16 protein-coding genes are annotated in these 18,852 nt (G+C 71.8%); 4 read left to right on the top strand and 12 right to left on the bottom strand.

The features are described from left to right. Positions 1-83: 83 nt before the first annotated feature. Positions 84-407: an antibiotic biosynthesis monooxygenase family protein gene (locus tag AAW14_RS29805; protein ID WP_265567316.1), complete on the top strand. Its 324-nt coding sequence runs from the start codon at positions 84-86 to the stop codon at positions 405-407. Positions 408-521: 114 nt separating this feature from the next. Here AAW14_RS29805 and AAW14_RS29800 read toward each other — a convergent pair whose 3' ends face one another. Beyond that, a complete protein-coding gene (locus AAW14_RS29800; RefSeq protein WP_265567314.1) occupies positions 522-2,693 on the bottom strand; it encodes an MMPL family transporter in 2,172 nt (723 codons plus the stop codon). Between the two features lie 179 nt (positions 2,694-2,872). Here AAW14_RS29800 and AAW14_RS29795 point away from each other — a divergent pair, with 179 nt between their 5' ends. After that, a complete protein-coding gene (locus AAW14_RS29795; RefSeq protein WP_265567312.1) occupies positions 2,873-3,556 on the top strand; it encodes a TenA family protein in 684 nt (227 codons plus the stop codon). A 97-nt stretch (positions 3,557-3,653) separates the two neighbouring features. Here AAW14_RS29795 and AAW14_RS29790 read toward each other — a convergent pair whose 3' ends face one another. Genes AAW14_RS29790 through AAW14_RS29765 form a run of 6 tightly spaced genes read right to left on the bottom strand, consistent with a single transcriptional unit; the run spans position 3,654 to position 8,934 of the window. Continuing rightward, entirely contained in the window at positions 3,654-4,340 is a 687-nt protein-coding gene (locus AAW14_RS29790; protein WP_265567311.1) for an SDR family NAD(P)-dependent oxidoreductase, read from the bottom strand. Further along, complete coding sequence (locus AAW14_RS29785) at positions 4,337-4,744, bottom strand: hypothetical protein (RefSeq protein WP_265567309.1); 408 nt, start codon at positions 4,742-4,744, stop codon at positions 4,337-4,339. Before AAW14_RS29785 ends, AAW14_RS29790 begins: the two co-directional genes overlap by 4 nt. After that, on the bottom strand, positions 4,741-6,123 hold the full coding sequence (locus AAW14_RS29780; RefSeq protein WP_265567308.1) for an FAD-binding oxidoreductase: 1,383 nt from the start codon (positions 6,121-6,123) through the stop codon (positions 4,741-4,743). Before AAW14_RS29780 ends, AAW14_RS29785 begins: the two co-directional genes overlap by 4 nt. Continuing rightward, positions 6,120-7,217 (bottom strand): NAD(P)/FAD-dependent oxidoreductase, encoded by a 1,098-nt coding sequence (locus AAW14_RS29775; protein ID WP_265567306.1) that lies wholly within the window; start codon positions 7,215-7,217, stop codon positions 6,120-6,122. The genes AAW14_RS29780 and AAW14_RS29775 overlap by 4 nt, the downstream gene beginning before the upstream one ends. Beyond that, positions 7,214-8,587: a class I tRNA ligase family protein gene (locus AAW14_RS29770; protein ID WP_265567304.1), complete on the bottom strand. Its 1,374-nt coding sequence runs from the start codon at positions 8,585-8,587 to the stop codon at positions 7,214-7,216. The genes AAW14_RS29775 and AAW14_RS29770 overlap by 4 nt, the downstream gene beginning before the upstream one ends. Further along, a complete protein-coding gene (locus tag AAW14_RS29765) occupies positions 8,584-8,934 on the bottom strand; it encodes a cupin domain-containing protein (protein ID WP_265567302.1) in 351 nt (116 codons plus the stop codon). The genes AAW14_RS29770 and AAW14_RS29765 overlap by 4 nt, the downstream gene beginning before the upstream one ends. A 126-nt stretch (positions 8,935-9,060) precedes the next feature. Between AAW14_RS29765 and AAW14_RS29760 the strand changes: the two genes are divergently transcribed. Continuing rightward, positions 9,061-9,540: a hypothetical protein gene (locus tag AAW14_RS29760; protein WP_265567300.1), complete on the top strand. Its 480-nt coding sequence runs from the start codon at positions 9,061-9,063 to the stop codon at positions 9,538-9,540. A 121-nt stretch (positions 9,541-9,661) separates the two neighbouring features. Here the strand turns inward: AAW14_RS29760 and AAW14_RS29755 are convergent, their stop codons facing one another. Next, positions 9,662-11,203 carry a right-handed parallel beta-helix repeat-containing protein gene (locus AAW14_RS29755; protein ID WP_265567298.1) on the bottom strand — a complete coding sequence of 514 codons (1,542 nt, stop codon included), beginning with the start codon at positions 11,201-11,203 and terminating at the stop codon, positions 9,662-9,664. 211 nt (positions 11,204-11,414) lie between these two features. Then, positions 11,415-13,166, bottom strand: coding sequence for a tryptophan halogenase family protein (locus tag AAW14_RS29750; protein ID WP_265567296.1), 1,752 nt, complete (start codon positions 13,164-13,166; stop codon positions 11,415-11,417). A 187-nt stretch (positions 13,167-13,353) separates the two neighbouring features. Here AAW14_RS29750 and glnT point away from each other — a divergent pair, with 187 nt between their 5' ends. Then, positions 13,354-14,718, top strand: a complete 1,365-nt coding sequence (glnT, locus tag AAW14_RS29745) for a type III glutamate--ammonia ligase (protein ID WP_265567294.1) — start codon at positions 13,354-13,356, stop codon at positions 14,716-14,718. 70 nt (positions 14,719-14,788) lie between these two features. On the opposite strand, the gene asnB is transcribed toward glnT, so the two are convergent. The 3 genes from asnB to AAW14_RS29730 form a co-directional block, all read right to left on the bottom strand. Further along, the gene (gene asnB / locus AAW14_RS29740; protein WP_265567292.1) at positions 14,789-16,648 is read right to left on the bottom strand and encodes an asparagine synthase (glutamine-hydrolyzing); all 1,860 of its coding nucleotides are present in this window, start codon (positions 16,646-16,648) and stop codon (positions 14,789-14,791) included. An 82-nt stretch (positions 16,649-16,730) separates the two neighbouring features. Beyond that, positions 16,731-17,429, bottom strand: coding sequence for a TenA family protein (locus AAW14_RS29735; RefSeq protein WP_265567291.1), 699 nt, complete (start codon positions 17,427-17,429; stop codon positions 16,731-16,733). Next, positions 17,419-18,690, bottom strand: coding sequence for a cation:proton antiporter (locus AAW14_RS29730; protein ID WP_265567289.1), 1,272 nt, complete (start codon positions 18,688-18,690; stop codon positions 17,419-17,421). Before AAW14_RS29730 ends, AAW14_RS29735 begins: the two co-directional genes overlap by 11 nt. Positions 18,691-18,852: the final 162 nt, after the last annotated feature.

The following is an 18,852-nucleotide window of genomic DNA, read 5'->3' as shown; positions in this document are numbered from 1 at the left end:
GTCGACCCGTTCGAGCCGGTGTCGAGCGCGTTCGCCGACCCTGGCCGCTCCGCGAACGCCGACACAAGACGGAGGACAGCCAGATGTCGGATTCCCTCCCCTTCCGCGTGATGCTGCGCATGGAGATCAGCCCCGGCCGCGGCGCCGAGTTCGAGCGGGTGTGGCAGGAGGTGGGGCACGGCATCGCCGCCCACCCGGGCAATCTGTGCCAGTCCCTGGCGCGGTCGGCCGACGAGGACGACGTGTACTACGTCGTCACCGACTGGGTCGACGCCCCGAGTTTCCATCGCTTCGAGCACAGCGAGGAGCACGTGGAGAACCGCCGGCGCCTCGCCCCGTTCCGGCGCGGCGGCGAGATGAGGCTCAGCCAGACGGTGTGTCTGCTGCCGGGGGAGCGCGCGCAGTAGCGGGTGCGTGAACACACATGTGCCGTCGGGCCGCAGGAGCACCGTCATCCCCTGCGGCCCGGCGGCGTCGGCCGCCCGGCCCGCGGGACGCTCCCACCGCGGGCCGGGCTCGTTTCAGGCCTCCACGCGGACCTCCGGCAGCCGCCCGGCCACCGCCCCCGGCAGCCACCAGGCGTGCCGGCCCATGAGCCGCATGACCGCGGGCACGATCAGGCACCGGATGATCACCGCGTCCACGAAGATAGCCACGGCCAGTCCGAAGCCGAACTGCTGCAGCATGCGGTCCGTGCTGAGGACGAACGAGCCGAACACCACGATCATGACGGCCCCGGCGGCCGTGATGACCCCGCCGGTGTGGGCGAGGCCTTCGCGGACCGCCCGGTGCGGGTCACCCGAGCGCAGCCACTCCTCGCGCATCCGGGAGACCAGGAAGATCTCGTAGTCCATGGACAGGCCGAAGACGATCGCGAAGACCATGATCGGCAGGAACGCCTGGATCGGTCCGGAGGCCGCCCCGAACCGGCCGTCCTGGTACACGAGCGTCATCGCGCCCAGCGAGGCACCGATGGTCACCAGGTTGAGCACGGCCGCCTTCAGCGGGATGAGCACCGACCGGAACACCGCCATGAGGATCAGCAGGGACAGACCGACGACGACGGCGACGAAGAGGGGCATACGGCGCCCGACGGCGTCCGAGTAGTCGACCACGGCGGCCGTCGGACCGCCGACCACGTACCGCGCGTCCGTCCGGCGCGCCACACCGGGCAGGACCGTGTCGCGCAGCTGATGCACCAGGTCGGTGGTCTTCTGGTCCTGCGGCGAGGACTTGGGGAAGGCCATGACGGTGGCGGCCTCTCCGTCCTTCGTCGGGATCGGCGGGGTGGTCCCGGCGATGCCGGGCGTCTGGCGCAGGGTGTTCGCCAGGTCGGCCGCGGCCTGTCCGACGTCCTTGCCGCCGCCGTCGGCGACCACGACCAGCGGGCCGTTGAAGCCCGGGCCGAAGCCCTGCGAGAGCAGGTCGTACGCCTTCCGGCTGGTGCTGTCCGCCGGGTCGTTACCGGCGTCCGCAAAGCCCAGCCGCAGGTTCATCGCGGGAACGGCCAGCGCGCCCAGCGCCACCACGGACACCACCAGCGCGGCGACCGGGCGCCGCTGGACGGCCGTACCCCACCGGCGCCAGCGTGCGCCGTACTCCGGCTTGCCGCGTTCGGCCCGCTTGCGGGCTCGCGTGGTGAGCTGCCGCTCGAACCGCTTGCCGAACACGTGCAGCAGAGCCGGCAACAGGGACAGCGAGGCCACCATGGTGACCAGCACGGTCAATGCGACCGACAGCGCGAGACCGCGCAGCGATCCCAGTCCCAGGGTGATCAGGCCCAGCAGGGCGATGATCACGGTGCAGCCCGCGAACAGCACCGAGCGTCCCGCGGCGTCCAGCGCCCGCGCCGTGGCCGCGCGGGTCTCCAGCCCCTCGACCAGCTCGCTCCGGTACCGGGCGAAGATCAGCAGCGCGTAGTCGATGCCGACCCCCAGGCCGACCAGCGTCATCACGTACGGGGTGTAGCTCGGGATGGTGAAGATGTGGGAGGCCAGGACGATTCCACCCAGCGTGGTGCCCACCGCGAACACCGCGGTGATGACCGGCAGCGTGGCGGCGATCACCGTTCCGAACATGAACACCAGGATGACCAGGGCCGCCAGCAGACCGGCCCCCTCGGCCTGGTTGCCGCCGGGCTGGGCCAGCGTACGGGCGCTGTCGCCGCCGAGTTCGACCTGCAGGCCGCCGCCCTGGGCGGACCTGGCCGTGTCCAGCAGTCGCTTGATGTCGTCGGTCGCCGCGTTCTGAGCAGGCTTGGCCAGGTCGACCGTGACGAAGCCGACGGTGCCGTCCTTCGAGATCGCGGTGCCGTCCCGGTACGGGTCGCCGACCGAGGTGACCCCGTGCAGCGCGGCCACCTTGTGCAGCATCGTGGTAACGGCCGTGACGGTACCGGGGTCGCGCAGTCCGGCCGTGCGGTGCAGCACGATCTCCTCGGTGTCCCCGGCCTGCGTCGAACCGTGCCGCCGCATCAGGTCCTGCGCCTGCTGCGTCTCCGTTCCGGGCAGTGCGTTGTCGTCGCGGTAGTGGTCTCCGACGGCCCCGGAGCCCACGCCGATGCCGATGAGCACCACGAGCCACAGGGCCAGCGCGGTCCACCGGTGCCGCTGCGAGAACCCCGCCAGGCGCTGGAAGAATCCTCTGTCCGGCGCCGTGGGCGGCGAGCCCTGCCGGACTGACGTGGTGGTCACATGTGCCTCCTTGCTAGACGAGCGGGCCCCAATGACGGCAGATCGCGGTGGTGCCGCGCTGGCGTACCCGTCGAGCGGTGCTCGGGCCGAACTCCACGCCCTCCAGCAGCACTCCAGAGGGGTCCCGGATCCTGCCGGGCACGCCCGTCGACGCCCGTGAGACGCAAAGGAGCACCGTCGTGCTGCACGAGGAACTGAAGCAACTGGCGGAACCCGTCTGGAAGGAGACCCTCGAGCACCCGTTCTGGACCGCCCTGCGGGACGGCTCGCTGCCCGCCAGGTCCCTGACGACCTTCGTCGAGCAGAGCGCCGTCCACCTGCTGCCCGCCTATGCCCGCGCGCTGGCCCGCACCGCCGCGGCCACCCGCTGGGACCGTCATGTGGCCCTGCTGGCCAACGCGGCGGCCGGCACCGTCCAGGCCCGGGACGGGCTGCTGGAGGCCCACAACGGTCTGAGTGCCGAACTCGGCCTGCCGCAGGCCGACTCCGGGGCGACCGTCGCTCCGGCCACCCATGCACACACCATGTTCCTGCACGCGGCGACGGCCAGCACGGTGGCCGCGGGCATGGGCGCGCTGCTGCCGCTGGCGTGGTTCCACCAGCTCACCAGCGACGACCTGCGCAGGCGCCGGGAGCCGGGCTCGCGCTACGGCGCCTGGATCGATGCCTACCACCCCGGCCCGGGCTACGCGCAGACCGTGTCCGACCTGGTGGAGGCCTACGACGAACTCGGTGAGCTGATGGCCCGGCCCGGCCGCGCCGAACTCCTCGAGTACTTCGCCGCCGGGCTGCGCTACACCATCACCGTCACCGAGGCCGCCTGGACCCGGGCCGGCTGGCCGACGGGTTCGGCGGCCCACTGAAGGGCGGCAGTGCCGGCGGGCCCGGCACCGGCCGCTCGCGCCGAGGGCTCGGCCTCCCCGATCGGGGAGGCCGAGCCCTCGGCGTCTTCCGCGTGCCTCACCAGTCGATGACCGTGTCCCGGCGCAGGAACACGCCGGTGGGTCCGTCGTCCGGAAGCGTCGCGGCGTCGGCGATGTGGCGGGCCGCTTCCTCGGGGGTCTGTTCCGCCTGCGGCTGCATCCGGGTGCGGACCAGGCCGGGGTTGATGGAGTTCACCAGCACCCCCGTCCCCTTGGTCTCCTGCGCAAGCATCGTGGTCAGCGCGTTGAGCGCCACCTTCGACGCGGTGTAGCCCGGGCACTGGGGGGCCGGACCGTAGGCGAACGAGGCGGCCCCGCTGGAGATGTTGACCACGCGCCCCCATCCGCGGGCCACCATGCCCGGCAGGAACGCCTGGGCCGTCCGCCAGGCGCCCAGCAGGTTCACCTCCAGGCTCCGGCCCACCAGTTCCAGGTCGACACGGGAGGGGGCGGCGTCCCAGTCCAGCAGGACACCGGCGTTGTTGACGAGGATGTCGACCGCACCGGCCGACGCGGCGGCGGCGCGCACCGAGCCCGGATCGGTGACGTCCAGCTCGATCGCCGTCGTCTCGCCGGGGAGTTGCGCGGCCGCCTCTTCCGCGGCCTTCGGGTCGCGAGTCCCGAGCAGCACGCGGTGTCCGCGGGCCGCGAGGTCCGCGGCCACCGCGAGGCCGAGGCCCCGGTTGGCCCCGGTCACCAAGGCCGTGCGCTGCGGTTGCGTCATGTCCGTACCCCCTCGATGGCCTCCTCGGCGGCTTCCTCGGCGACTTCCTCGATGAACGAGGTGCCGCGCGAGCCGTCCGCCCGGCACCACTCCTCGCGCAGCCGCAGTCGGCCGTCCTGCAGCCGCTCCGGACGGCTGACGCACTGCCCGGAGACCACCTCGCCACCGTCGAGCACCTGGCAGTAGGCCGCGGTGATGACCCCGTCGGCGCCGCAGCGGCCGACCAGCCGGCCCTCGCGCACCGCGCCGCCGGAGAACTCCGCCCACACCAGGTCGCCGTGCTGGTGGTAGCTGCCCACGGGGCTGCGCGCGGGGCCCGACCCGCCCGAGGCTGTCTCGGGGGCCGTGGAACGGAAGGTCCGGCCGTCGTAGAGAGCGCCGGCCGGATGCGCGGCGCGGTTCATCGGGCCGTGCCCGTCAGCGCGTAGCCCGAGCGGAAGAAGCCGTCCGGGTCGAGCCGCTGCTTGAGACGGAGCAGCCGTGCGAAGTTCTCCGGCCCGTAGGTCTGCTGTCCGCGGTCGGCGCTGAGCCCGTCCCGGTCCGCGTAGTTGAGGTACCCCTCGCCCCAGCTGCTGTACGGCTCCGCGAGCTGCGAAACCGACCTGGCCCACTCGCGCTGCTCGGCGTCGGCCGCCGACAGCCCGGCGTCCCAGATGGCCATGCCGGTGACGTTGAACCGGGCCGAGCGGAAGGGCACCACACCGGGCACGCGGGCGCCGCCGCGCACCGCGCCGTGGATGGGCTCGATCAGGATGGTGTCGTTGCAGGGGTCGGTGATCCGCGCCGCGCGGAACCGCTCCGCCAGCCCCTCGACGAATGCGTCGGGCAGCCCGTCGACCATGCGCGCGCTCCAGTAGTGCCGCAGCCCGAACGGCAGCCGCCCCAGGCACTGCTGCATGGACACGTACGAGCGCTCCCCGATGTGCCAGGCCAGCGGGGTGAGAGTGGCGCGCAGCGCCTTGTCGAGCACCGCCGGGTACTCCGGGTCGTCTCCCGAGTAGCACACGCTCATCACGGCCCCGGGCTCCTGCAGCGGTCCGTACCGCTCGAGGAGCAGAGTGCAGGTCAGGTCGTCCGGCGCCTCCTGCATCAGGTCCCGGAAGAACCCGATGGCGGCGGCCGGATCCTCGGCGGGGTAGGCGACGTAGCCGCCGTGCACGAGCGGGACGCTGTGCAGCTGGAAGGTGAACTCGGTGACGACGCCGAAGTGGTGGCCCGCGCCCCGCAGGGCCCAGTCGATCTCCGGATGCGTTTCGGGGGACACCGTGAGTATCTCGCCGGACGCGGTGACCAGCTCGTACGACAGGACGTTGTCACAGGTGAGGCCGTAACGCCCCATCAGGTGGCCGATCCCGCCGCCCAGAGTGAGACCGCCCACACCGGTGTCATCGAACGTGCCGCCGGTCGTGGCCAGTTGATGGGTCCCGGCGGCCAGGTCGACATCGGCCCAGATGGCCCCGCCGCCGACACGCGCGGTCCGGGCGGCGGGGTCCACGCTCACCCCGTTCAGCAGCCGGAGGTCGATCACCACACCGCCGTCGACGGACCCGGCGCCCGCCACGTTGTGTCCTCCGCCGCGTATCGCGGCGGGCAGGCCGGTCTCCTGGGCGGCCAGAACCGCGGCCCGCACCTCGGCGGTGTCGCGGGGCAGGCAGACGGCCACCGGGTGGTGGTCGTGTGCTCCGTTGAACAACAGCCGCACCCGGTCGTAGGCGGGGTGCTCCGGGGTGACCACCCGACCGGGGCAGGCGGCCTCCAGCGTGCTGCGCACGTCGGCGCTCATGACGTTTCCCTCCGTGTACTGGCGGTGCTCGGGACGGGGACGGGGTGGGCGAGCCGGGCCAGGAGGCCGTCGGCGGCCTCCCGGGAGGCGGCGAGCGCGAGCTTCGCCGAGCCGCCGCTGCCGCCGGTGAACGCGAACAGCCGCCCGGGCCCGCCGGGGACAGGCACAAGGCCGAGCCGACCGGCCGGGCCGTAGGAGTCCACGGCGACGACGGTGCGCAGCACGCGCCCCAGGGACAGGCCGGGCAGCCGCCGGGCGGCCGCCGCGCGGACCGCGCTCTCCTCCCGGCCCAGGAAGCGGGCGGTGCCGGGTCCGGCCCCCCAGCGCTCGGTGGGCAGGCCGAGCAGCATCCGGCCGGGGCCGGCGGGACGGCCGTACAGCCCGGTGGTCTCGTCCACGAACGCCGGAGGCAGCAGCCCGCCGGCGTGGTGGACGGCGCACTGGATGACCTTGGTGCGCCACCGGGCAGCGTCCGCCGCGAAGCCAAGGGAGTGCAGCAGACGTGCGGTCCAGGCGCCGGTGGCCAGCACCAGGGCGTCGGCCGTGCCGGGCCCGGTGCCGGTCCGGTAGTGCAGGGTGCCCTCCGGGCCGTCGACGGCGGTCAGCGCGCGCAGCCGGCCCATGCGTACGGCCGCCCCGCGGGCGGCGAGGTCGGCGAGGACCGCCCGGCGCAGACCGTCCGGGGAGATGTGCCCGGCGCTGTGTTCGAGCACTCCCACGGCGCCCTCGGGAAGCCTGCGGAATCCGAACTCGGCGGCCAGTCGCGGAGGTTGGAGCAGCTCGGCGGACGGGGGCAGGGCGGCGAGCCCGGGGCCTTGGCGGCCTCCGTCGGCCAGCACGTACAGGGACGTGCCGGGGCGGTAGCCGGCCCACTCCCGCAGCACCCGGCCGGACCGCAGTTCGGCGAGGCTCAGCGCGGACAGCCGGGCCGTGTCCGGGTCGCGTTCGAAGGCGCGCACCAGTCCGCCGGACGCCGCGGTCGCGTCGTGCCGGGTGCTGTCGGCCAGCAGTGTCACCCGGACTTCGGGGTGCGCGGCAAGCCGCCAGGCGAGCAGCGTTCCCGCCAGACCGGCGCCCACGACGCAGATTCTCATGCCCCGGGCACTCCTTCCGGGGCCGGTGCGCCGGTCGTGCCGGTGAGCGCGCCCCGCAGCTGCGGATCGCCGCCCGGGCGCAGCAGGATCCGGGCGGCGAGCGCGGCGTCGAAGTGCTCCAGCGTCAAAGCCCGTGCGGCACGTTCCCGTTCGACCGCATACTCCGGCTCCGTGCCGGCCGGGGTGTCGAGGTCCCAGCCCGCGGTCAGGGCGTGATGGCGCTCCGGGGTGAAGTTGGTGGCGTGCGGGGCGGGCCGGTCCCAGCACAGGAATGCCCGCAGCGCCCGGGAGTCCTCCCGCTCGAGCAGTTCGTGCGCCCACACGGCATGGCCTCGGCTGGTGGAGAACTTCAGGCCGGACAGCCGGTAGAACTCGTTGACCACCAGGCCGCCCATCACGTCCGGCGGCAGCCCGCAGGCCAGGAACAGCGCGGGGAACAGCACCAGGTAGTAGAAGGTGTTGTCCCGGCCGAGGAAGGCCCACAGAGCGTCGACGTCCCGCCAGGCCGCCACGTGCCCGGCGATCCCGGAGGCTCCCGGCCGCATCCGCTGCCCGATGGTGTACAGGTAGCCCAGCGCCATCTCGGCCCATACGTCGATGCGGTGACCGGGTGTCGTACCGGACTCGATGCCCCAGTCGGTGGGGTAGTCGAGCGGGACCACGGGGAGCTCCGGCAGGCTCAGCAGCTGCCGCAGCAGCACGCGGGTCGCGGGCGAGGCGTCGGCCGCGGCCCAGATGCGGCACAGACCCTCGCGGTACGGCTCCAGGGGCAGGACGGGACCGCGAACCGTACGCCGCTCGGTGAGCTCCTCCCCGCAGCGGGTGCACCGCGCCCCCACCAGGTTGCCGGCGTGCGTGTACCAGCCGCAGCCCTCGCAGGTGCCGCCGCCGGAGCCGGCCCCGCACTGCGGGCAGTCTCCGCCGACATAGGCGTGGTGGGCGACGCCGTCGCAGGAGCGGCACACCGGGGTCTCCCACTCCGCCACGGGAACCGTGCCCGCGGTGACCAGCTCGTCCAGGAAGGCGGCCACCGCGGTCCGGTAGGCCACGTCGCTGAGGGGGTCGGTGAACACGTCGTGCCGCACCCCCGCCCGCCGGAACACCTCGCGGATCCGCGTTGCGTGCCCGTCGCGCTCCTCGCGCACCTTCGTGCCCTGCTGCCGCGCCTTGGCGAGCACGTAGTTCTGGTGGTCGTCCAGGCCGCACACGGTCAGTACGCGCTCGCCGCGCAGCCGGGCGGCGCGGGCCGCCACGTCCGCGGCGACATAGGGTCCGGCCAAGTGCCCCACGTGCAGCGGGCCGTTGGGGGTGGGCGGCGGGGACAGGAGCACGGTCACGCCCCGGCGGCCGGGCGCCTCCGGCGCGGTCATCGGGCCTCCCCGGAGCCGGACGCGGCTGGCAGCCAGTAGACGCTGAGGATGCGGACCGGGTCCTCAGCCGCCTTGATGACGTGCCGTTCCCCGGGCGACAGCAGCACGGCCGTGCCCGGCTCGACGGTGATGTCCTCGCCGTCCACCGTGAACACGGCGGTACCGCCCACGACGATGGCGAGTTCGACCTCGGGATGGTTGTCCTGCGCACTCTCGGAATGCGCCGGAATCCGGCACCACATGGCGTCGAACGGCAACCGCTGTGTCTTCTCGTACCGTTCCCAGCGTCCGATGCCGATTCCGTATTCGTGACTCAGCTGCGTTTCGTCCAGGGTGAACGTCTGCACGGCCAGCTCCCAGCCGGTAGTCCTGTCCGCGCCCCAGCGCGGCCGTCGGGGGAAACGTCCCGGACACCGCTCGAGGAGCGGTGGAACAGGGTTGGGCCGCTCGCGAGGACATGCCACCATGAGGCCATGACCACCGGATTACAGGTGGGTGTGCGCCCCACTCGCTACACACCTCGTTCCGTGCGCACCCTGGATCACGAACAGGCGGACGGCTGGACGGTCAAGCGGTACGCCGTGTCGGCGCTGCGCGAGCTGCCACCCGAGGAAGTGCACGCCTTCGCCCGTCAGGCGGTGCGCCGCAGTCTGCCCTCCCCGTATGCCGAGGGGCCCTCGCACGCTTTCAGCGTGGTCCACGAGGACGAGGACGGCGTCTACGTCGTCGTCGGCTGGTGGAGTGCCAACCGGCTCATCCTGCACACCCGTACCTGGCTCGCCGACTGGTCGGACCTGACCCGCCGGGCCGAGGCACCGGCTCACGCGACCGCCTGCATCTGGGAGATGGCGGCGATGGCGTGCGAGCGCGACGCCTGGGTGGAGCACGTGGTGCGCCGGGATCCGCCGCAGTACGACCGGTATCTGGCCGCCGGGATCCACGGGGAGTACTGACGTGGCCGGGCGGCCCCCAGGACTGCGGGCGGCCGCGGAGCGGATGTACGGCGGTGCCCCGCGGCGTGGCAGACGCCTCGGGGCACCTGGGGCCGCCGCCTTGCGGGGCGGCCGTGCGGTTCTACTGTGCGGCCCCCTGGTAGGCGCCGATGTTCGGGACGGCCGGGACCGGGTTGCCGTAGAAGTCCCGTCCGCCGTCGTTCGAGATGCGGCTGCCCGCGTTCAGCGCCGGGGAGCCGGCCTTCAGCCGGTACCCGGTGGCGTCGGACGCGCTGATGCCCGTGCCGGGCGCGGTCAGCTTCGGATCCCCCGTGACGCTGTTCGCCTGGTGCGCGGGGAGCGCGGCGACGTTGCTGTAGAGGTTCCCCTTGTAGCTGCCGTACGGATCGTCGAAGGTCGAGCCCCCCGGCCGGCCCACGAAGATGTTGTTCTGCAGGGACAGCCCGTTGCTCTGGCCCACCTTCGAAATGCTCGGCGCATTGGGCGCGTAGAAGGTGTTCTGGTAGACCCGGAGATTGGAGACGCCGGTGCAGTAGGAACTGATCAGGCCGAAGTCCTTTGCACCCGCCGCGTCATTCTGACTGATGTTGTAGCGGACCACGCCGTTCTTGGTGATTTCCCCGTCCGCCTGGCAGAAATAGAGGAAACCGCCCGCGTTGTCCTGTGAGTAGTTGTACTCATAAACCGTTCCGATGTTGCCCCCTTCGACGGCGAAGGCTACGCCCGGGTACTTTCCGTGCCGCACGGTGTTGTGCTCGAACACGGTGTTGTCGGAGTTCCAGGCGAAGGCCCCGACGTTGTAGTCGGCGGACCGCATGTTGAATCCGTCGACGGTGTTGTGCGCCACCCGGGCCTTGGATCCGTTGAAGACGACGATGCCGTCGCCCCCGGTGTCCGTCACGTTGTTACGCTCGATGACGACACCCTCGTTGCTGACGAACGAGGAGCCCGGCCCGTTGGGGTTCTCCGAGCGCTTCTGCCAGTCGGAGGTCATCCCGATACCGGTCCGGTCCACATGCGTGACCTGGTCGTTCGTCACCTTGACGTCGGAGAACCCGGTCGGTACCGAACTGCCGGCCGCCTCGAAGAGGATGCCGCCGCTGGGGTTGGGATAGCGGTCGTCGGTGCCGTTGACGTCGCGGACGGTGACCCCGCTCACCACGTAGTGGTGACCGACGCCGTAGTCCTCCAGCAGGACCCGGATGCCCGCACGCCGGGCCGCTCCCGCCGCCCCCGTGTTGGTGACGGTCAGGTTCTTCAACTCGTAGTACTGCACGTTGTGCAGCAGGACGGCGGCGGACGCACCGGCGCCGTCGATGCGGGCGGTGCCGGTGCCGTACGACTTCACGGTCACCGGCGCCGACGCACTCCCCGACCCCTGCGGGGCGAGTGTGCCCTGGCAGGTGGTACCGCCCCGCAGGCGGAGCGTGTCGCCCGGTGCGAACACCTTGCTGCTTGCCTTCGCGAGGGTCCGCCAGGCGGTGCCCTCGCTGGTGCCCGCCGCACTGTCGTTGCCGGCGGCGCAGTCGACGTAATAGTGGGTGCCGGCCGCGGCCGCCGCCCCCGAAGCGGGCGCGGCGGCCGGAGCCGAAACGAGACCCAGGGCCATCACCGAGCCGACCAGTGCGGCTCCGACCGATCCGTTGGCGATCCGTCTACGCACTTTTCCTCCATTTCCCCCCCGACGCGGACGGCCATCGCCCGACGCCGGATGGCCCGAATCGTGGTCGGGTCCGCATGAGCGGTGCTGGAGAAGGCGTGGATTCCTCTTGGCATCCCCGGATCAGTATGGTAAGGAATCGCTTACTGTCGGTGATGAATGGGGGCAACTTCCTTGTCTTACAGGGTTGTTGGTGCAGGCGGCGTGGCCGGAATCAGATCATCCCCATGCGTCGGGCGATCTCCGCACCGGCCCAGCTGTCGTCGTCCTCCAGCAGTTGGCGGTTCAGCTCCGGGTGCGCGTCGAACGCCTCCAGTGCCTCCTTCGTCGGCAGCGCGGCGCGCACCAGGGCGTCGGCGGCGCGCCGCCGGGACTCCCACGCCGACAGCGGCTCGTCCATCGGCAGCATCCGGGTGGGCACCTGCTGGCCCAGCAGCAGGTAGTCGATGCCGTAGAGCCCGAAGAACGTCGGATTCACCCGGTTGAGCATGTCCTGGACGAAGGCGTTGCGGCGTGAGAGCGGAGCCCCGCCGGCGTACACGTCCAGCAGCGGCTGGAAGCCCGAGACGTCCGCGGAGTTGCGGCATTCCTGCCAGAACTTGGTGTCCAGCCGGGTGTTGAACCGGTAGTGCAGGCCCAGCAGCCAGCGGATCGCGTCCCACTGCTGGCCGAGCGCCGCGTTGACGGTCTCGCGCAACTGCGGGTCGTCCCAGGACGCGGGGAGGCAGGAGACCAGGGTCTGCACCTCGAGGCCGATCATCATCAGGCCTGTCGACTCCAGGGGCTCCACGAATCCGTAGGAGTTGCCGATCGCCATCACGTTGCCACGCCAGGCCTTCTCGTGGCGTCCGCTGCGGAAGCGCACGATGCGCGGGTCGGAGATGCCGGGATAGCGGGTTGCGAGTTCCTCGGCGGCCTCGTCGTCGGAGATCGCCGCCGAGGAGAACACATAGCCGCGGTGGTCGCTGTCGCGGGTGGGGATGCGCCAGCACCAGCCCGCGTTCATCGTCGTCGCCTGGGTGTAGGGCCTGATGTGGCCGTGGTGGTCGATGTTGCCGGTTACCGCGGAGTCGGTGAACAGCGTGCTGGAGAACGGGATGTACGGCGTCTGAAGCGCCTTGCCCAGCAGTTGGGAGCGGAAGCCGGTGCAGTCGACGTACAGGTCGAACTCCAGGTCGCGGCCGTCGGTGGTGCGCAGCTTCTTCACCCACTCGGGGCCGCTGAGTACCACGTCCGCGACCGTCGCCTCGACGTGGTGGACGCCGCGCCGTTCGGCCAGCTCCGTCAGGAAGGTGACCAGCAGGCCGTTGTCGAGGTGGTAGGCGAACGGCACGTACTTCATGAGGGACAGCGGTGTGTCCCCGGTGCGGTACACGGCCGCCTTGTCCGCCACCATCAGCGAGGAGCCCAGCGTGGCGTGGTTGATGCTGCCGGTGGAGCTGATCGCGCCCTGCAGGCCCACCGCGTCGCTGGACCAGTCGAACGGGCCCATGAAACCGTCCGGGTGCGGGCCCCAGTCGAACTTGATGCCGACCTTCCAGGTGGGCCGCACCCGGCGGTAGAGCTCCTCGGCGTCGATGCCGAGATAGTGGTGGAGGAAGAGCGTCATGTACGTCACCGTCGCCTCGCCCACCCCGATGATCGGGATGTGCTCGGACTCCACCAGCGTCACATCGAGCCAGGGACGCTTCGCCTTGAGCGCGAGGGCCGTGAGATAGCCGGCGGTGCCCCCGCCGATGACGCCGACCCGGCGGATCGGCCGGCGCGTGGAGTCGTCGGGGCGGCTCACGTCGCTGCCCGAGGCGGCCAGTGACTGCAGCAGGGCGAGGGGTTCCGTCCGACCGCCGGTACCCGGCAGCCAGTCGCGGACCGCCTCCGCGTCCTCGCCGGAGAGGGTCGCGAGCAACCGGTCCAGCTCGTTCTCCGGCTGTGCGGCCAGCCCCCTGTTCAGTGCTTTGTGGTCCATCCGTACCTCTCCTGACCTCTCGTGTGCGTTGCCCACGGGATTTCCGGACATGCCTTGCCCGGGGCCACCGTGCGCGATCGCGCTCGAGGGGCCCTGGAGACGCCGGCACCCCGTTCCAGCCGCCCTCGAGCAGCCCTGATCACCCTGTTGGTCGTCCAAGACGTGCGCTCTCGAAGGCGAGGTCACGATGACGACCCACACACCACCCGCGAACGCCGAGGAACTGAAGCGGGCGGTTGCCCGTGACGGGGTGGAGTTCCTGCTGGTCATGTTCGTCAACCTGCGCGGCAAGGCCTGCGCCAAGCTGGCACCCGCACATACGCTCGACCGGCTGCTCACCGAGGGCCTCGGATTCGCCGGCAACGCCGCCGACGGGCTGGGGCAGACCTCGGCCGACCCGGACGTCGTGGCGATCCCCGACCCGACCTCCTACGTCCGGGTGCCGATCCAGGAGAACCTCGGCATCGTCCAGTGCGACCTGTACGTACGGGGCGAGCCGTGGCCGTACGCGCCCCGCGGCATTCTGCGCCGTCAGCTCGAACGGCTCGCCGCGCAGGGCCTCGAACTCAAGGCTGGCGCGGAACCGGAGTACTTTCTGGTGCGGCGCACGGACGACGGCGGAATCCGGGTCGCGGACGAGCTCGACGACGCCGCCTCGCCCTGCTACGACGCCCACGCGGCGACCCGGGCACTGGACCATCTGACGACGATCAGCCGCTCCGTGGACGCCCTCGGCTGGGGCAATTACTCCAACGACCACGAGGACGCCAACGGCCAGTTCGAGCACAACTTCGGGTATGCGGACGCCCTGCGCACCGCCGACCGCGTCGTCGTCTTCCGCCATCTGGTCCGGCTCGCCGCGCACCGGGCCGGGCTGATCGCCACCTTCATGCCCAAGCCGTTCGCCGACCTCACCGGCAGCGGGCTGCACCTGCATCTGTCGGTGTGGGAGGGCCACCGCCCGCTCTTCGAGGCCGCCGACGACCCGCGCGGCCTGGGACTGTCGAGGCAGGCGTACGGCTTCGTCGCCGGTGTGCTCGACCACGCACCGGGACTGATGGCGCTCACCTGTCCCACGGTCAACTCCTACAAGCGACTCGGGGCACGCGCCGGGACGCTGTCCGGCTCCAGCTGGGCTCCTGGATACGCCAGTTACGGTGGCAACAACCGCACCCACATGGTCCGCGTGCCCGACACGGGCCGCATCGAGGTGCGCTGCGTGGACTCCGCCGCCAACCCCTATCTGGCGCTCGCCGGGCTCGCGGCCGCCGGAGCGGACGGCATGGCGCGCGACGCCGACCCGGGCCACCCCCTCGACGCCGACCTCGAGGCGACCGGCACGGCCGCGGACACCGGGTCGCTGCGCCCGCTGCCGCCCACCCTGCTGCACGCGGCGGAGGCGCTCGCCGCGGACGACGTGCTGCGCGAGGGCCTGGGCAAGACGCCCGACGGCTACTACACGGACTACTACGCCGCCGAGAAGCGCGCCGAGTTCGACGGCTACCACCGGCAGGTGTCCGACTGGGAACTGCGCACCTACCTCCAGGTCTGACACGCACGGGGAAAGCAGCCGGGCCGGCCGGAGGAGACTCCGGCCGGCCCGGCTGCTGTGCTTGACCGTGTTACAGGTCGAGCGTGATGCCGTAGTGCCGCAGCCAGAAGTCCAGGCCGAGCGCCATCTCGATGTTGGAGCGGCTGTGCCACTCGTGGGCGGTGGGGGAGTCGTCCGCAACGGCCGTGCGGGCCGCGTCCACGTCGAGCAGCGGCAGCACCGGTGAGTTCGGGTCGGCCAGCACCGCGGCCATCGCGTCGTGCAGGGCGCGGGTGTAGGCCGGGTCCTGGGTCACCGGGTAGGGGCTCTTCGGGCGCTCCAGCACCGACTTGGGCAGCAGGTCGTGGCCTGCGGCCCGCAGCAGGCTCTTCTCCCGGCCGTCGAACGTCTTGAACGCCCAGGGCGTGTTGTAGACGTACTCCACGAGCCGGTGGTCGCAGAACGGAACCCGGGTCTCCAGACTGGACGCCATGGCGAGCCGGTCACCCCGGTCGAGAAGCATCGGCAGCCAGCGGTTCAGATGGGCGAAGCACAGCTCCCGCATCCGGAACTCATGGGAGTCCTCGCCACCCTGATGGGGCGTCAGCGCCCGCGTCTGCTGGAATGCGTCCGCGTAGTAGCCGTACATGTCGAGCTTGTCGAGCAGACCGAGGTCCAGCAGGCCGCGCCCCTGCCCGTTGCGGCTGCCCTCCTGGCGCTTCTCGGCCTCGATCCAGGGGAAGTTGTCGGCGGCGACCAGCTCGCTGTCGTGCAGCCACTTGAAGCCGCCGAAGATCTCGTCGGCGGTCTCGCCGGTCAGGGCCACCGTCGAGTGCTCGCGGGTGGCGCGCAGCATCAGGTACAGGGAGGTGTCCATGTCGCCGAGCATCGTCGGCATGTCCTGGGCGATGACCGCGGCCTCGCGGGCCTGCGGGCCGATGAGGTCGGCGGTGCCGAGCACGATGTCGGTGTGGTCGGCACCGACGTGCCGGGCCAGTTCGGCGGCGTACGGGGCGTCGGGGGTGTCGCGCTGGTCGTCGGGGCGGAAGTTCTCGCTGTACCCGACGAAGGTCGCGGTGATGGTGCGCACCGGCTCGTCACCCGCCTCCGCGCGGGCCTTGGAGGCGAGGGCGGTGATCACGCTGGAGTCGATGCCGCCGGACAGCGCGGTGCACAGCGGGACGTCCGCCACCAGTTCGCGGGTGACGATCTCCTCGAGGAGGGAGCGGATATGGGCCACCGTGGTGTCCCGGTCGTCCGTGTGCGGCCGGGCCTCGAGGGCCCAGTAGCGGTGCTTGCGAACGCCGGCGCGGTTCACGGTCAGGGTGTGGCCCGGCAGGAGTTCCTGCATGTCACGGAAGACCGCCTGGCCGGGCGTCTTGGCGGTGGAGAACAGCTCCTGCAGCTCCGGCAGGCCCACCACCGGCTTGATGTCCGGGTGTGCCAGCAGCGACTTGGGCTCGGAACCGAAGATCACCCCGTCCGGCCGGACGCTGTAGAACAGGGGCTTGATGCCCAGCCGGTCACGGACCAGCAGCAGTTCCTCGGTGCGCAGGTCCCACACGGCGAAGGCGAACATGCCCTCGAGCCGCTCCGCGCAGTGGGCGCCCCACTCCAGGTACGAACGCAGCACCACCTCGGTGTCGGAGCGGGTGCGGAACCGGTGGCCGCGGGACTCGAGTTCGCCGCGCAGCTGCTTGAAGTTGTAGACCTCGCCGCTGTAGGTGAGGACCGCGAGGGTGCGGCCGTTCTCCTCGGCCAGCATGGGCTGCACGCCCCCGGCCAGGTCGATGATCGAGTTACGGGTGTGTCCCAGACCCGCGTGCGGGCCGACCCACACGCCACGGGCGTCCGGGCCGCGCAGGCCCAGGGTGTCGTTCATGGCCTCGACCGTCGCCCGTTCGCGACGGAGGTCACGGGCGTAGTCCACCCAGCCGGTAATTCCGCACATGCGGACCTCTCCTCACTGTCGACTTCTCGTCGTCGGATCTCGGGATGTCGCCGCCCGCCGGTGTGGCGATCGGACGACGGGATCAGAACGGCCGGGCCTCCCGCCGCCAGGCCGCGTCCACATGGGCCCACTCGAAGCGTGCGGCGTGCCGGGCGTGATCGGCGAGCTCCCGGCGGCCCGCCCCCGTGCACTCCCGGGCGATCTCCTCGACGGTGGCCAGGAACACGTCCAGCACGCCGCGGTAGGCGTCTCCGGGGTGCAACTCCTCGATCACCGCGGCGTAGCGGGACCCCGGGACGCGCCGGGTCAGCAGTTCGTCGGTGACCAGCAGGAAGAGCCAGGCGGCCGGGAGCACGGCGCCTGCCCCGGCGGCCAGCGAACGGGCCGGCGCGGCGCGCAGGAACGAGGTGTAGCCCAGCGTGGTGGGCAGCAGGTCGGGTTCGCCGTCCGCCAGCGGCAGCGCGAGTTCCTTGGCCCACCGCCGCACGCGCTCGCGCCGGCGCTCGGCGTCCTCCAGGGTGCCGGTGCTCATACGGCTGAACAGCAGCATCCGGCCGTGCTCGGCGGCCCCCGCGGCGCATCGGGCGTGCGCGGCGGCGTAGGCCGGCAGGACGTGCCAGTGGTCCTGCTGGAGGAAGTGCGACAGGGCCGCGCCCGGCAGCGTGCCGTCGGCCAGCCCCCGGTAGAAGGGGTGGTCCAGCAGCCGCCGGGCGGTGTCCTGCATGGTTTCGGCGAGTTCGGTCCTCACCGGCGGGTGCCGGTCGGCGGTGTCACGCTCCATGCAGTCGAGCCTGGCCGTGGGGGCTCGAGGAACGATCGGGTTCGGCTCGCAGGTGCCGCGGGGGTCGTGGCTCGTCCTCGAGGGAGCGCAGACGGCGCAGCAGGGGGCCGGTCATGGCCGTGGTGACCAGAGCCATCACGACCATCATCGAGTACAACGAGGCGTCGATGATGCCCAGTTGGTAGCCGACGAGGACAATGACGATCTCGGTCAGTCCCCGGGTGTTCATCAGGGTGCCGAGCGTCGCAGCTTGGCGGCGCGGCAGTCCGCGCAGCCGCGCGGCCAGATACACACCGCCGAACTTGGACGTGGCCGCGACGGCCACGATCAGCAGCAGCTCGAGCAGGCGGCGGCCGCCGATGCCGGTCAGATCGACGGCGAGGCCCGAGACGACGAAGAACACGGGCAGCAGCAGTCGGCCCACCTGCTCGGTGCTGTCGACGACGGAGAGGCGGACGTCGGCGTCCCGGGGCATGACCACGCCGAACAGGAAGGCGCCGAAGATGAAGTGCAGCCCCAGCCACTCCGCGGCCCAGGCCGACAGCAGCAGTCCGACGGTGACCGCGGCGAGCCGCCCCGGGGCCGAGCCGGCGCCCGGCTCGCGGCCGAGGATCCGGCGCAGCAGCGGGCGGACACCCCAGACGAGCAGGGCCAGATAGCCGGGGGTGAGCAGGATGTGCCACTGGTCGGCGCCGCCGGAGAGCGTCACGGTCAGCGCAAGCAGCCCCCACACCACCACATCGCCGGCCGCGGCCGCGGTGAGCGCGATGCCGCCGATGCGGGTGCGGTGCATACCGTGGTCGTCGAGGATGCGGGCGAGCACGGGCAGCGCGGTGGCCGCCATGGCGGTGCCCAGGAAGAGCACCCGCACGCCGTGGCGGCCGCCGCCGTCCAGTTCCGTCAGGGCGAGCGCCAGCAGCACTCCGCCGCAGAAGGGGACGACGAGCGAGCCGACCGCGACATGGCCGGTGACGGCGCCGCTGCCGCGCAGCCGACCGAGGTCGAGTTCGTAGCCGACCACGAAGAGGAAGAGCACCAGGCCGAGGTCTGCGAAGGCGGTCAACATGGGGCGGACGTCCCGCGGCAGCAGCCAGGACGCGATGTCGCCGTGAAGCAGAGTGGGGCCGAGCAGGATCCCGGCGAGGATCTCGCCCACCACGGGTGGCTGCCCCACCTTCCGTGCGGCGAGCGCCAGGACCCGGCTGAGCAACAGGATCGCGGCGAGTCCGGCGAACAGGGACTGCAGTTGGACGTGGGACATGAGTGCGTCCTCCGTGGTCGGCGGCCACCACCGGCCGGGAGGCCGGGGCAGCGCGACGCTAGGAGGACGGGCTCAAGTACGCGTCAAGGACGGGGTGGTGGGGGAGGGCGGCGGCCGTGGGCCGGCCGCACGGCTCATGATTGTTCTCTTCCGGATGCCTCG

The organism is Streptomyces hygroscopicus (assembly GCF_026168105.1).
In the GTDB taxonomy this organism is placed as follows: domain Bacteria; phylum Actinomycetota; class Actinomycetes; order Streptomycetales; family Streptomycetaceae; genus Streptomyces; species Streptomyces hygroscopicus_D.
Note: the sequence above shows the minus strand (reverse complement) of the source record. Positions and strands in the feature narration are given on the sequence as shown.

Bases quoted from the DNA above. Each gene is read 5' to 3' on its own strand.
- AAW14_RS29805 (WP_265567316.1), top strand. From the start codon at position 84: ATGTCGGATTCCCTCCCCTTCCGCGTGATGCTGCGCATGGAGATCAGC.
- AAW14_RS29790 (WP_265567311.1), bottom strand. From the start codon at position 4,340: ATGACGCAACCGCAGCGCACGGCCTTGGTGACCGGGGCCAACCGGGGC.
- AAW14_RS29785 (WP_265567309.1), bottom strand. From the start codon at position 4,744: ATGAACCGCGCCGCGCATCCGGCCGGCGCTCTCTACGACGGCCGGACC.
- AAW14_RS29780 (WP_265567308.1), bottom strand. From the start codon at position 6,123: ATGAGCGCCGACGTGCGCAGCACGCTGGAGGCCGCCTGCCCCGGTCGG.
- AAW14_RS29775 (WP_265567306.1), bottom strand. From the start codon at position 7,217: ATGAGAATCTGCGTCGTGGGCGCCGGTCTGGCGGGAACGCTGCTCGCC.
- AAW14_RS29770 (WP_265567304.1), bottom strand. From the start codon at position 8,587: ATGACCGCGCCGGAGGCGCCCGGCCGCCGGGGCGTGACCGTGCTCCTG.
- AAW14_RS29760 (WP_265567300.1), top strand. From the start codon at position 9,061: ATGACCACCGGATTACAGGTGGGTGTGCGCCCCACTCGCTACACACCT.
- AAW14_RS29750 (WP_265567296.1), bottom strand. From the start codon at position 13,166: ATGGACCACAAAGCACTGAACAGGGGGCTGGCCGCACAGCCGGAGAAC.
- glnT (WP_265567294.1), top strand. From the start codon at position 13,354: ATGACGACCCACACACCACCCGCGAACGCCGAGGAACTGAAGCGGGCG.
- asnB (WP_265567292.1), bottom strand. From the start codon at position 16,648: ATGTGCGGAATTACCGGCTGGGTGGACTACGCCCGTGACCTCCGTCGC.
- AAW14_RS29735 (WP_265567291.1), bottom strand. From the start codon at position 17,429: ATGGAGCGTGACACCGCCGACCGGCACCCGCCGGTGAGGACCGAACTC.
- AAW14_RS29730 (WP_265567289.1), bottom strand. From the start codon at position 18,690: ATGTCCCACGTCCAACTGCAGTCCCTGTTCGCCGGACTCGCCGCGATC.